5 protein-coding genes are annotated in these 13,666 nt (G+C 65.7%); all 5 read right to left on the bottom strand.

The window, feature by feature from the left end:
• Nucleotides 1-20: 20 nt before the first annotated feature.
• Complete coding sequence (locus ACOCG7_RS10130; protein WP_073429172.1) at nucleotides 21-662, bottom strand: hypothetical protein; 642 nt, start codon at nucleotides 660-662, stop codon at nucleotides 21-23.
• Entirely contained in the window at nucleotides 659-1,783 is a 1,125-nt protein-coding gene (locus tag ACOCG7_RS10135; protein ID WP_073429173.1) for a DUF2827 domain-containing protein, read from the bottom strand. The genes ACOCG7_RS10130 and ACOCG7_RS10135 overlap by 4 nt, the downstream gene beginning before the upstream one ends.
• A complete protein-coding gene (locus ACOCG7_RS10140; protein ID WP_083080893.1) occupies nucleotides 1,777-2,919 on the bottom strand; it encodes a DUF2827 domain-containing protein in 1,143 nt (380 codons plus the stop codon). The genes ACOCG7_RS10135 and ACOCG7_RS10140 overlap by 7 nt, the downstream gene beginning before the upstream one ends.
• 132 nt (nucleotides 2,920-3,051) lie before the next feature.
• A complete protein-coding gene (locus ACOCG7_RS10145) occupies nucleotides 3,052-3,744 on the bottom strand; it encodes an OmpA family protein (RefSeq protein ID WP_421375339.1) in 693 nt (230 codons plus the stop codon).
• A 221-nt stretch (nucleotides 3,745-3,965) separates the two neighbouring features.
• Complete coding sequence (locus ACOCG7_RS10150) at nucleotides 3,966-13,565, bottom strand: hemagglutinin (protein ID WP_421377602.1); 9,600 nt, start codon at nucleotides 13,563-13,565, stop codon at nucleotides 3,966-3,968.
• Nucleotides 13,566-13,666: the final 101 nt, after the last annotated feature.

Genomic DNA, 13,666 nt, shown 5'->3' on the forward strand with positions numbered 1-13,666 from the left:
GGCCGCTCTCACTGTCCCGCTCACCGGCCGAACTGCACCTGGCGCCGCACGATCACACATGACGGAGGCGCATCGATCAGCGTGACCGTCTCACGCGACCGGCCAGGCGTGGTGTAGACCGTCACCAGTTTCACGAGCGTATTCGCGTGATAGCCGCCGAGTTCCGAGCGCGCCACGTCCTTGCAGGGCATCGGGGCGCTTGAAATACGTTCGGCGAGGATCGCGCACCCGCCGTTCGGCACTGGCGTCGTCGTGAGCGAAAGCACCGCCGAGTTCTGTCCGTATTCGAGGCCGGCGAGCGAGAAGAACGGCGCACTGTCCGGATCCTGGCGGTCCCAGTCCAACACGACGTCAGTGCGTTCGGTATTCAAGAACGTTCGGCTCGATACGACATTGATCGCCTGATAGCAACGACGCACGCCCACCTTTTGCGCGGCCTGTGCAAGCACGGTTGCAGGAGCCTCCACGGGGGGCGGCGGCGTGCCCGGATTGACCGCCGTTGCCGAGCCAGGCGAGACGGGAAGCGGCTGGGCAAGCGACGGTCCCGACAGGCAAGCGAGCATCGTGCAAGTCCACATCGCCCGCGCGCGCCATCGTGCGGCACGCGAACTGGAGACGTCGAAAGCGCGCCGCTTCGCGGGCATGTTCTGTCTCACCATCATGGGTAAAGGTCCCCGATCGCCGCCGTGTACAGCTCGACGTTGCGCTCCGACTCGGGATCGAGCGTCGCCAGGAATGCGCGTGCCGCGCTGCGATAGTCCGCAAGGCTGGCGTCGTGTGCCGCGAACGCCTGGCGCAGTGCAAGGGCGCCGTCCTCGCAGTCGAAATCGGTGTAGCGATAACCGCAGCCGCCGAGCAACGTGGAGTTGTGGATGAGCGGATAACCGCCGTAAAGCGCCTCGTAATAGACGTAGTTCTGGGCGTTCTCCCAGTGGTGCGAGATCAGCGCGTCGGCCTGCTGCGTCATGATTTCGTAGACGGGCAGGCGCGGCTCGAAGGTCGCGCGCCCGTGGCGAACCAGATCGAGGCTGCGCGCGAAACCGACGAACTGTGTATCGCCCTTCAGATGCAGCGTGTTATAGACGCGCAGGTAGTCGATCATGGCCGGCTCTTGCCGATACGCCTGGTCCGCAATCAGCATCGGCAACTGCGATGTCTTCACCATGCAGATGTTCGGCTCGAGGATCGCGAGGCGCCAGCGTCTGCCGCCGGGCACATAGCCGAAGGCGGGAGCCGCCTGCGCGCCCGCCATCGAACGTTCCAGCAACGCCGGGCTCCAGAGGTGCTGCATCGCCCGCACGGGTGCGCGCAGGGCCGACGCATAGTAGCTCGCGCAGGTGCGCTCGAACGCCGGCAGCGTCCAGATCGCGCTGTACGGCGTGCCGGAAACCAGCATGCCGTGCGGCAGATCGAACATCATCCGCTCGATGTCGATCACGTAGTCGTTGGCCACCCGCATGCCGATCACGTGTCCGCCGCGGGCACGAAAATCCCGCGCCCAGTCGGGATTGAGCTGCGCGCTGAGTTCGATGATCACGTCCAGACGCTCGCGTGCCGCTTCAAGGTCGATGAGCGGCACCGGCGCAAGTGCGAGGAACTGCGACGCCTCATTCGGCGAACCGTCTCCTCCATTGACGAGGTACACGTCCTCGATCAACGGTGAGCGCTTGAGCAGCATGGTGAGGAAATAGCAGTTCTGGAAGATGCCGTTTTCCCAGATCGACTGCTGTCCGGCACGCAGATAGATGGTGACGCCGACTTTCAGGCGCTTGCCGTTCAGCATGACGCCCCCTTTGCCGTCTGACGGGTGCCCAGGTCCAGCAGTCGCCGCGCATACTGTGCGCGGTTGTCCGCGTCGAGCGGATTCAAGCGTGCGAGAAACGCCCGCGCGCGGCGCATATAGGCGTCGTGGTCAGCATCGTGATCGCGGGCGGCTCTTACCAGTTGCGCCCCGCCGGCGGCGATGTCGGAGTCGGCGTAGTAGTAGCCGAGTTCCGCGAGCCACGGCGAGTTATGAACAAGCGGGTAGCCGCCATACAGTGCATCCAGGTACGCAATGTTCTGGGCGTTATGCCACTGGTGGGCGACTACCGCGTTCGCATGCTGGCTCATGTACCCGACAAAATCATGCCGCTGGTCCAGGTGAATTTTTTCGTGTTTATGGAGATCCAGTGAGCGCGTGAGGAACGCGAAGCTCGGATGGTCTTTCATCTGGATACTGTTGAGTACGTGCATGCGCGCAATCGCCGCGGGATCCTTTCGAAATGCCTCGTCGCACACCAGCATCGGAATCACGCAGCACTTCACGACGGAAATGTTGGGTTCGAAAATCGCGACGCGCAGCGCGCGCGGGGTGTCCCGCTTCGGCGCCGGTTCATAGCCGAAATGAAACCCCGCCTGCGCGACCAATGCGACGCGCCGCTCGATGAATACCGGATTCCACAGGAACGGCACCTCGAATACCGGGCAACGGTGCAGCGTCTGAAGCATCGGCTTGAAGGCGAGGTCCTTCGCGAGAATCCAGATCTCGTCGCAGCGCTGCGCGCGCGAAAAATAGCCGCTCTTCTTGAATACGCTTGGCTCGACAAGCCCCGCATAGGGCTGGCCGCAGCAGAAAAAAATGACCTTTTTGCCGAGCGCACGTATATGGTCGAGCCACTCGACGTCGAGGCCACCTCCCATCTCGAACACGACGTCGACGAGATCGGTCGCCTCCCGTGGAGGCACGAGCCGGAATTCCTGTGCGAGGTTCACGGCCTCGGGCGGCAGCTCCCTTTGATCGCCGCAGTCGAGCAACACGACGTCCGTCACGAACGGCAGTGCGCGCAGCAGTTGCGCAAAGAAAAAAATGTTCTGTCCCAGCCCGTTTTCCCAGACGCTCTGTCCGGTGTGGGTGAGTACTGAAATTCCGATCCGCATGTCGCCTTGATTGCCGCTCGGGCACTTCCGCTGATTGGTCGAAAAAATCAGGACCGCATGCGGGGAGTAGCGGTCCTGCCTAAGGTCCGGTCGATCATCCGAAGCGGACTTCCCTGAGGGATTGCTTTTTTATTAGTCGAGCGCGATTTCCACGCGGCGGTTCTGTGCGCGTCCGCTGGCCGTCGCGTTCGACGCCACCGGGTCCGCTTTTCCATAACCTTTCGCGACGAACTGCCGCGCCTTCAGTCCGTGTTCCTGCAGATATTGCGCAACGGTCTGCGCGCGACGTTCCGACAGCGCCTGGTTGTGCGCGGCCGAAGCGGTCGAGTCCGTAAAGCCGCTGACTGCGACCGTATTGAACGTCATGCCTTGAGCGGCTGCGATAAGCGCATCGAGACGAGTACGCGCCGCGGCGGTCAATGTCGCCTTGTCGACTTCGAAATTCGCATCACCGCTCAACGAAAGCTTGCGCGGCACCGGCGGCGGAGCCTGAGGCGCCGGCGCGACTGCCACCGGCGCAGGCGCAGGCTGCGGTGCAGACGCGGCGCCGCACTGGAACGTCAGGACACGCACGTCGCGTTGTCCGCCGCTGCCCGCCAGCGGCGCAATTTCCTGGACTGGACGGACAGGCGTATTGCCGCAAATTTCGCGTGCTTTGGAGTAGCAGGTTCCCTGGCCCTCGAAGAGGCCGTAGCACTCAACGCGAAAAGCTTTTTCGTTATTCGGCAAGCTCACCGAATAGGCGCTGAAGGTGGGACCGGTTGCCGCGGAACATCCAGCCAGTACGGCGGCAATAGATAGCGCCGCTAGAATCTTTCTAAGCATTTGGAACCTCGATGTCATACCGGCCGATGGCCGTGCGAAAAGTTTGCCGTGTTCGCCATGCGTTACCACCAGACACGCGTCGATGGTACGTGAGCACGACTGCCAGGACTGTCAGAACACGTCAGGGAAACTGGATGACAGGCACTGCGCAGCAGGGGAATTTCCGACTGCACCCGGAACGCACTTTCTCCGTTCCGGATGCAGCCTTCAAACCTCCCTCGTTACCACTGGTAGCTGACACCACCGCCAACCGAGTACCCAGCACTGCTGCTGCTTACCCCGCCCTTGATCTTGACGTTGTTGGTGATACGCGCGGTGAAGCCGAGTGCCACAGCGCTGTAGCCCTGATAGCTGGCCGCCCCGATACCCACCGCGATGGTTTTGCCCAGGTCCACCTCTGGAATCATCGTCAGCGCGGTGGCGCCCGCCACACCCGAATAGGCTTTCCGGGCGATCGAGTTCACGCTCTGCTGCACGGATCTCAGTTGCGACACGTTCACCGCATCGGTGCCATTGACGCCCGGTCCGACATTCGTGATGCGACGCTCGTCGCCCGCCGATCCGACCGAAACCGTATTCGCTTCGCTAGCCACCGAATTCGCGCCGAGCGCCACCGAGTTAGCCGCCGAAGCCGTGGCATTCGAACCGAGCGCCACGCCTTTACTGCCCGACACGATGGCATTCGCCCCGATCACCGTGGCGCCGTCCGTGCCAGCATTCGCGCCATTGCCGAGCGCGACGCTGTCCGTGCCGGCAGCCGTGGCGTTCGGCCCGATCGCGATCGCGTTCACGCCCGTAGCGCCGTCATTGGCGTAGTTCGACTGCTGCTTGCCGTTGTCATTCACGCTGTAGTAATGCGGGCGTGATGTCGAGATCAGCGTCGACAAGGACAAGGCGGACGTGGAAGTCGAGGTCGAAAGCGACGCCACGTTGTTGTCGGTGGTGGAAAGCGCGGTGGACAGTGAACCGATGCCCGTCGAGGTCGACGTGGACAGCGACGCCACATTGCTGTTCGTCGTGGAAAGCCCGGTGGACACCGAACTCACCACCGTCGACATCGAAGTGACACTGCTAACCGCCGTGCTCGTCACCGTGGACAGCGAACCGATGCCCGTCGAGGTCGACGTGGACAGCGACGCGACGCTGCTGTTGGTCGTGGACAGACCGGTGGACAGCGAACTCATGCCGGTCGACAGCGACGCGATATTGCTGGTCGTCGAGCTGACCGTCGTGGAGAGCGATGCCACGTTGCTGTCGGTCGTGCTCAGCCCGGTGGAGAGCGAGCTGGCCGTCGTCGAAGTCGAGGTCGACAACGACGCCACGTTGCTGTTCGTCGTGGACAGACCCGTCGACAGCGAACTGATGCCGGTCGAGGCCGAGGTCGACAACGACGCCACGTTGCTGTTCGTCGTGGACAGGCCCGTCGACAGCGAACTGATGCCCGTCGAGGCCGACGTGGACAGCGACGCCACGTTGCTATTCGTCGTGGACAGGCCGGTCGAGAGCGAGCTAATGCCGGTCGAAGCCGAGGTCGACAACGACGCCACGTTGCTGTTCGTCGTGGACAGACCCGTGGACAGCGAACTGATGCCCGTCGAGGCCGAGGTCGACAGCGAGGTCACGTTGCTGTTGGTCGTGCTGAGGCCCGTGGACAGCGAACTGGTCGAGGTCGAAGTCGACGTGGACAGCGAGGCCACGTTGCTGTCGGTCGTGGAGAGGCCCGTCGACAGCGAACTGATGCTGGTCGAGATCGAACCCGTGGCGGTGGACAGCGAGGCCACGGTGCTGTTCGTCGTGGAGAGACCCGTCGAGAGCGAACTGATACCGGTGGACGTCGAAGTCGACAGCGTATCGATTGCCTGGTTCGTCGCATACAGTTGCGAGCCGTTGATCGCGTCCGTGCTCGTCTGGCTGATCTGCCCCGCCGCCACGTTCGTGATCTGCCGTTCAGCGCCCACGCTTCCCACGCTGACCACGCTGACCGGGGTCGTGCCAGCGAAGCTGTAGGTCTTGCCGCCGATCGTCGTGCTCAAGGTCGGATTGGCCGCCGCTGTCACCGAGCCCGAGCCCAGCGCCACGTCGCCGATGTTTATCGCCAGCGAGCCCGCGCCCAACGCCAAGGTCTTGTCGGCGCTCGCGCTGGCGCTGTCGCCCACCGCCACACTGCTCGAACCCGCTGCGGTGGCGCCCACGCCCGCAGCGAGCGCGTTCACGCCGGTCGCGCCGTCGTTGTCGTAGTTGCCGCCCTGCACGCCGTTGTCGTTGACGCTGTAGTAGTGCGTCTTGCTGCCCGCGACTACCGTGCTCAGTTGCGAGAGGTTCACCGCATCGCCCGGGGCGGTGCCGGCCGCGACGTTGTGGATCTGCGAGGCACTGCCGCCCGGATTCAGCGTCACGCTGCCGTAGTTGACGGTGCCGTCCGGGTTCAGGTCGTACTTCACCGCCTGGCTGTTGAGCGCGCTCACCGTCGTCGATACCGATGCGATGCCCGTCGAGGCTGACGTCGACAGCGAACTCACGTTGCTGTTGGTGGTGGACAGGCCCGTGGACAACGAACTCACGCCAGTGGACAGCGAGCTTGCCGTGGTCGAAGTCGAGGTCGACAGCGACGCCACGTTGCTGTCCGTGGTGGAAAGACCCGTCGAGAGCGAACTGATGCCCGTCGAGGCCGATGTCGACAGCGAAGTCACGTTGCTGTTCGTCGTGGACAGGCCGGTCGAGAGCGAACTCACGCCAGTGGACAAGGAACTCGCTGTGGTCGATGTCGAGGTCGACAGCGAGGCCACGTTGCTATCCGTGGTGGAAAGCCCCGTGGACAGCGAACTGATGCCCGTCGAGGCCGACGTCGACAGCGACGTCACGTTGCTGTTCGTCGTGCTCAGGCCCGTTGACAGCGAACTGACACCAGTGGACAGCGAACTCGCCGTGGTCGAGGTCGAGGTCGACAGCGACGCCACGTTGCTGTCCGTGGTGGAAAGACCCGTGGATAGCGAACTGATGCCCGTCGATGCCGATGTCGACAGTGACGTCACATTGCTGTTGGTCGTGCTCAGGCCGGTCGAAAGCGAACTGACACCGGTGGACAGCGAACTTGCCGCGGTCGAGGTCGAGGTCGACAGCGAGGCCACGTTGCTGTCCGTGGTGGAAAGACCCGTGGACAGCGAACTGATGCCCGTCGAGGCCGACGTCGACAACGACGTCACGTTGCTGTTCGTCGTGGACAGACCCGTGGAGAGTGAGCTTGCCGTGGTCGATGTCGAAGTCGACAGCGAGGCCACGTTGCTATCAGTCGTGGAAAGGCCCGTCGAGAGCGAACTGATGCCCGTCGAAGCCGACGTCGACAGCGAGGTCACGTTGCTGTTCGTCGTGGATAGACCGGTCGAGAGCGAACTCACGCCAGTGGACAAGGAACTCGCCGTGGTCGAAGTGGACGTGGACAGCGACGCCACATTGCTGTCGGTCGTGCTCAGGCCCGTCGAAAGCGAACTGGCCGTCGTCGAGGTCGACGTGGACAGCGACGCCACGTTGCTATCCGTGGTGGAAAGCCCGGTAGACAGCGAACTGATACCCGTCGAGGCCGACGTGGACAACGACGCCACGTTGCTATCGGTCGTGCTGAGGCCGGTGGACAGCGAACTCGCCGTGGTCGAGGTCGAGGTCGAGAGCGAGGCCACATTGCTATCGGTCGTCGACAGACCCGTGGACAGCGAACTGATGCTGGTCGAAATCGAACCCGTCGCAGTCGACAGCGACGCCACGTTGCTGTTCGTCGTGGAAAGCCCCGTCGACAGCGAACTGATACCGGTGGACGTCGAAGTCGACAGCGTATCGATTGCCTGGTTCGTCGCAAACAGTTGCGAGCCGTTGACCGCGTCCGTGCTCGTATCGCTGAGCTGCCCCGCCGCCACGTTCGTGACCTGCCGCTCCGCGCCCGGCGCGCCGACGCTCACCACGCTCGTCGGGCTCGTGCCCGCGAAGCTGTACGCCTTGCCGCCGATCGTCGCGCCCGAGCTCGGGTTGGCCGCCGCCGTTACCGAGCCCGAGCCCAGCGCCACGTCGCCGGCATTCGCCGCCGTCGCCCCCGAGCCCAGCGCCACTGCGCCGGTGTTCGCCGCCGTCGACGTGCTGCCGAGCGCCACCGACCCCGTGCCCGTTGCCACGTTCGAGCTGCCCAGCGCCACCGCGCCCGTGCCATTGGCCGTGTTGTTCGCGCCCACCGTCACCGCGCCCGTGCCCGTCGCCGAGTTCGGGTCGCCGATCGCCACCGCGCCGTCACCGCTCGCGGTCTGCTGGAAACCCAGCGCCACGGCGCCCGTGCCGCTGCTCACCTGCGACTGGTAGCCGCCCGCGATCGAGCCCTGGCCCGCGGCCGCCGCCACCGTGTTGCTGTCGCCGATCGCGACCGTCGAGGCCGCCAGCGCCTGCGAGCCGTTGCCGATCGCCGTCGCATTCGCACCCGCGGCCGATGCGCCCACGCCCGCGGCGAGCGCGTTCACGCCGGTCGCACCGTCGTTGTTGTAGTTGCCGCCCTGCACGCCGTTGTCGTTGACGCTGTAGTAGTGCGTCTTGCTGCCGGCGACTACCGTGCTGAGTTGCGAGAGGTTCACTGCATCGCCCGGCGCGGTGCCGGCCGCGACGTTGTGGATCTGCGAGGCACTGCCGCCCGGGTTCAGCGTGACGCTGCCGTAGTTGACGGTGCCGTCGGGGTTCAGATCGTACTTCACCGCCTGGCTGTTGAGCGCGCTGACCGTCGTCGATACCGAAGCGATGCCCGTCGAGGCCGAGGTCGACAGCGAGGTCACGTTGCTGTTGGTGGTGGAGAGGCCCGTCGAAAGCGAACTTACGCCAGTGGACAGCGAGCTTGCCGTGGTCGAGGTCGAGGTCGACAACGAGGCCACATTGCTGTCCGTGGTGCTCAGGCCCGTGGACAGCGAGGCGACGTTGCTGTTCGTGGTGCTCAGCCCTGTGGATAGCGAACTCGCCGTGGTCGAGGTCGAGGTCGACAACGAGGCCACGTTGCTGTCCGTGGTGGAAAGACCCGTGGACAGCGAACTGATGCCCGTCGATGCCGACGTCGACAGCGAAGTCACGTTGCTGTTCGTCGTGGACAGGCCGGTCGAGAGCGAACTGACGCCAGTGGACAGCGAGCTTGCCGTCGTCGATGTCGAAGTCGACAACGACGCCACGTTGCTGTCGGTCGTGGAGAGTCCCGTCGACAGCGAACTGATGCCCGTCGATGCCGATGTCGACAGCGAGGTCACATTGCTGTTCGTCGTGCTCAGGCCCGTCGAAAGCGAACTGACACCAGTGGACAGCGAACTGGCCGTGGTCGAAGTCGACGTGGACAACGACGCCACGTTGCTGTCGGTCGTGCTGAGGCCGGTGGACAGCGAACTCGCCGTGGTCGAGGTCGAGGTCGAGAGCGAGGCCACATTGCTATCGGTCGTCGACAGACCCGTGGACAGCGAACTGATGCTGGTCGAGATCGAGCCCGTCGCAGTCGACAGCGACGCCACGTTGCTGTTCGTCGTGGAAAGCCCCGTCGACAGCGAACTGATACCGGTAGAAGTGGAAGTCGACAGCGTATCGATTGCCTGGTTGGTCGCAAACAGTTGCGAGCCGTTGACCGCGTCCGTGCTCGTATCGCTGAGCTGCCCCGCCGCCACGTTCGTGACCTGCCGCTCCGCGCCCGGCGCGCCGACGCTCACCACGCTCGTCGGGCTCGCGCCCGCGAAGCTGTACGCCTTGCCGCCGATCGTCGCGCCCGAGGTCGGATTGGCCGCCGCCGTCACCGAGCCCGAGCCCAGCGCCACGTCGCCGGCATTCGCCGCGGTCGCCCCCGAGCCCAGCGCCACCGCGCCGGTGTTCGCCGCCGTCGACGTGCTGCCGAGCGCCACCGACCCCGTGCCCGTTGCCACGTTCGAGCTGCCCAGCGCCACCGCGCCCGTGCCATTGGCCGTGTTGTTCGCGCCCACCGTCACCGCGCCCGTGCCCGTCGCCGAGTTCGGGTCGCCGATCGCCACCGCGCCGTCACCGCTCGCGGTCTGCTGGAAACCCAGCGCCACGGCGCCCGTGCCGCTGCTCACCTGCGACTGGTAGCCGCCCGCGATCGAGCCCTGGCCCGCGGCCGCCGCCACCGTGTTGCTGTCGCCGATCGCGACCGTCGAGGCCGCCAGCGCCTGCGAGCCGTTGCCGATCGCCGTCGCATTCGCACCCGCGGCCGATGCGCCCACGCCCGCGGCGAGCGCGTTCACGCCGGTCGCACCGTCGTTGTTGTAGTTGCCGCCCTGCACGCCGTTGTCGTTGACGCTGTAGTAGTGCGTCTTGCTGCCCGCGACTACCGTGCTGAGTTGCGAGAGGTTCACTGCATCGCCCGGCGCGGTGCCGGCCGCGACGTTGTGGATCTGCGAGGCACTGCCGCCCGGGTTCAGCGTGACGCTGCCGTAGTTGACGGTGCCGTCGGGGTTCAGATCGTACTTCACCGCCTGGCTGTTGAGCGCGCTGACCGTCGTCGATACCGAAGCGATGCCCGTCGAGGCCGAGGTCGACAGCGAGGTCACGTTGCTGTTGGTGGTGGAGAGGCCCGTCGAAAGCGAACTGACGCCAGTGGACAGCGAGCTTGCCGTGGTCGAGGTCGAGGTCGACAACGAGGCCACGTTGCTGTCAGTGGTGGAAAGACCCGTCGAGAGCGAACTGATGCCCGTCGAGGCCGATGTCGACAGCGAAGTCACGTTGCTGTTCGTCGTGGACAGGCCGGTCGAGAGCGAACTCACGCCAGTGGACAAGGAACTCGCCGTGGTCGAGGTCGAGGTCGACAGCGACGCCACGTTGCTGTCGGTCGTGCTCAGCCCCGTGGAAAGCGAACTGACGCCAGTGGACAGGGAACCGACGCTCGTCGAGATCGAGCCGGTGACGGTCGACAGCGAGGTCACGTTGCTGTTCGTCGTGCTCAGCCCCGTAGACAGCGAACTGATGCCGGTGGAAGCGGAAGTCGACAGCGTATCGATTGCCTGGTTCGTCGCATACAGTTGCGAGCCGTTGATCGCGTCCGTGCTCGTATCGCTGATCCGCCCCGCCGCCACGTTCGTGACCTGCCGCTCCGCGCCCGGCGCGCCGACGCTCACCACGCTCGTCGGGCTCGTGCCCGCGAAGCTGTACGTCTTGCCGCCGATCGTCGCGCCCGAGCTCGGGTTGGCCGCCGCCGTTACCGAGCCCGAGCCCAGCGCCACGTCGCCGGCATTCGCCGCCGTCGCCCCCGAGCCCAGCGCCACTGCGCCGGTGTTCGCCGCCGTCGACGTGCTGCCGAGCGCCACCGACCCCGTGCCCGTTGCCACGTTCGAGCTGCCCAGCGCCACCGCGCCCGTGCCATTGGCCGTGTTGTTCGCGCCCACCGTCACCGCGCCCGTGCCCGTCGCCGAGTTCGGGTCGCCGATCGCCACCGCGCCGTCACCGCTCGCGGTCTGCTGGAAACCCAGCGCCACGGCGCCCGTGCCGCTGCTCACCTGCGACTGGTAGCCGCCCGCGATCGAGCCCTGGCCCGCGGCCGCCGCCACCGTGTTGCTGTCGCCGATCGCGACCGTCGAGGCCGCCAGCGCCTGCGAGCCGTTGCCGATCGCCGTCGCATTCGCGCCCGCGGCCGATGCGCCCACGCCCGCGGCGAGCGCGTTCACGCCGGTCGCACCGTCGTTGTTGTAGTTGCCGCCCTGCACGCCGTTGTCGTTGACGCTGTAGTAGTGCGTCTTGCTGCCGGCGACTACCGTGCTCAGTTGCGAGAGGTTCACTGCATCGCCCGGCGCGGTGCCGGCCGCGACGTTGTGGATCTGCGAGGCACTGCCGCCCGGGTTCAGCGTGACGCTGCCGTAGTTGACGGTGCCGTCGGGGTTCAGATCGTACTTCACCGCCTGGCTGTTGAGCGCGCTGACCGTCGTCGATACCGAAGCGATGCCCGTCGAGGCCGAGGTCGACAGCGAGGTCACGTTGCTGTTGGTGGTGGAGAGGCCCGTCGAAAGCGAACTTACGCCAGTGGACAGCGAGCTTGCCGTGGTCGAGGTCGAGGTCGACAACGAGGCCACATTGCTGTCCGTGGTGCTCAGGCCCGTGGACAGCGAGGCGACGTTGCTGTTCGTGGTGCTCAGCCCTGTGGATAGCGAACTCGCCGTGGTCGAGGTCGAGGTCGACAACGAGGCCACGTTGCTGTCCGTGGTGGAAAGACCCGTGGACAGCGAACTGATGCCCGTCGATGCCGACGTCGACAGCGAAGTCACGTTGCTGTTCGTCGTGGACAGGCCGGTCGAGAGCGAACTGACGCCAGTGGACAGCGAGCTTGCCGTCGTCGATGTCGAAGTCGACAACGACGCCACGTTGCTGTCGGTCGTGGAGAGTCCCGTCGACAGCGAACTGATGCCCGTCGATGCCGATGTCGACAGCGAGGTCACATTGCTGTTCGTCGTGCTCAGGCCCGTCGAAAGCGAACTGACACCAGTGGACAGCGAACTGGCCGTGGTCGAAGTCGACGTGGACAACGACGCCACGTTGCTGTCGGTCGTGCTGAGGCCGGTGGACAGCGAACTCGCCGTGGTCGAGGTCGAGGTCGAGAGCGAGGCCACATTGCTATCGGTCGTCGACAGACCCGTGGACAGCGAACTGATGCTGGTCGAGATCGAGCCCGTCGCAGTCGACAGCGACGCCACGTTGCTGTTCGTCGTGGAAAGCCCCGTCGACAGCGAACTGATACCGGTAGAAGTGGAAGTCGACAGCGTATCGATTGCCTGGTTGGTCGCAAACAGTTGCGAGCCGTTGACCGCGTCCGTGCTCGTATCGCTGAGCTGCCCCGCCGCCACGTTCGTGACCTGCCGCTCCGCGCCCGGCGCGCCGACGCTCACCACGCTCGTCGGGCTCGCGCCCGCGAAGCTGTACGCCTTGCCGCCGATCGTCGCGCCCGAGGTCGGATTGGCCGCCGCCGTCACCGAGCCCGAGCCCAGCGCCACGTCGCCGGCATTCGCCGCGGTCGCCCCCGAGCCCAGCGCCACCGCGCCGGTGTTCGCCGCCGTCGACGTGCTGCCGAGCGCCACCGACCCCGTGCCCGTTGCCACGTTCGAGCTGCCCAGCGCCACCGCGCCCGTGCCATTGGCCGTGTTGTTCGCGCCCACCGTCACCGCGCCCGTGCCCGTCGCCGAGTTCGGGTCGCCGATCGCCACCGCGCCGTCACCGCTCGCGGTCTGCTGGAAACCCAGCGCCACGGCGCCCGTGCCGCTGCTCACCTGCGACTGGTAGCCGCCCGCGATCGAGCCCTGGCCCGCGGCCGCCGCCACCGTGTTGCTGTCGCCGATCGCGACCGTCGAGGCCGCCAGCGCCTGCGAGCCGTTGCCGATCGCCGTCGCATTCGCACCCGCGGCCGATGCGCCCACGCCCGCGGCGAGCGCGTTCACGCCGGTCGCACCGTCGTTGTTGTAGTTGCCGCCCTGCACGCCGTTGTCGTTGACGCTGTAGTAGTGCGTCTTGCTGCCCGCGACTACCGTGCTGAGTTGCGAGAGGTTCACTGCATCGCCCGGCGCGGTGCCGGCCGCGACGTTGTGGATCTGCGAGGCACTGCCGCCCGGGTTCAGCGTGACGCTGCCGTAGTTGACGGTGCCGTCGGGGTTCAGATCGTACTTCACCGCCTGGCTGTTGAGCGCGCTGACCGTCGTCGATACCGAAGCGATGCCCGTCGAGGCCGAGGTCGACAGCGAGGTGACGTTGCTGGTCGTCGTGGAGAGGCCCGTCGAAAGCGAACTGACGCCAGTGGACAGCGAGCTTGCCGTGGTCGAGGTCGAGGTCGACAACGAGGCCACGTTGCTGTCAGTGGTGGAAAGACCCGTCGAGAGCGAACTGATGCCCGTCGAGGCCGATGTCGACAGCGAAGTCACGTTGCTGTTCGTCGTGG

It is taken from the genome of Paraburkholderia sp. DD10 (genome assembly GCF_049177125.1).
Lineage (GTDB): Bacteria > Pseudomonadota > Gammaproteobacteria > Burkholderiales > Burkholderiaceae > Paraburkholderia > Paraburkholderia terricola.

Coding starts and splice junctions, on each gene's coding strand:
- ACOCG7_RS10140 (WP_083080893.1), bottom strand. CDS start 2,919: ATGCGGATCGGAATTTCAGTACTCACCCACACCGGACAGAGCGTCTGG.
- ACOCG7_RS10130 (WP_073429172.1), bottom strand. CDS start 662: ATGATGGTGAGACAGAACATGCCCGCGAAGCGGCGCGCTTTCGACGTC.
- ACOCG7_RS10145 (WP_421375339.1), bottom strand. CDS start 3,744: ATGCTTAGAAAGATTCTAGCGGCGCTATCTATTGCCGCCGTACTGGCT.
- ACOCG7_RS10135 (WP_073429173.1), bottom strand. CDS start 1,783: ATGCTGAACGGCAAGCGCCTGAAAGTCGGCGTCACCATCTATCTGCGT.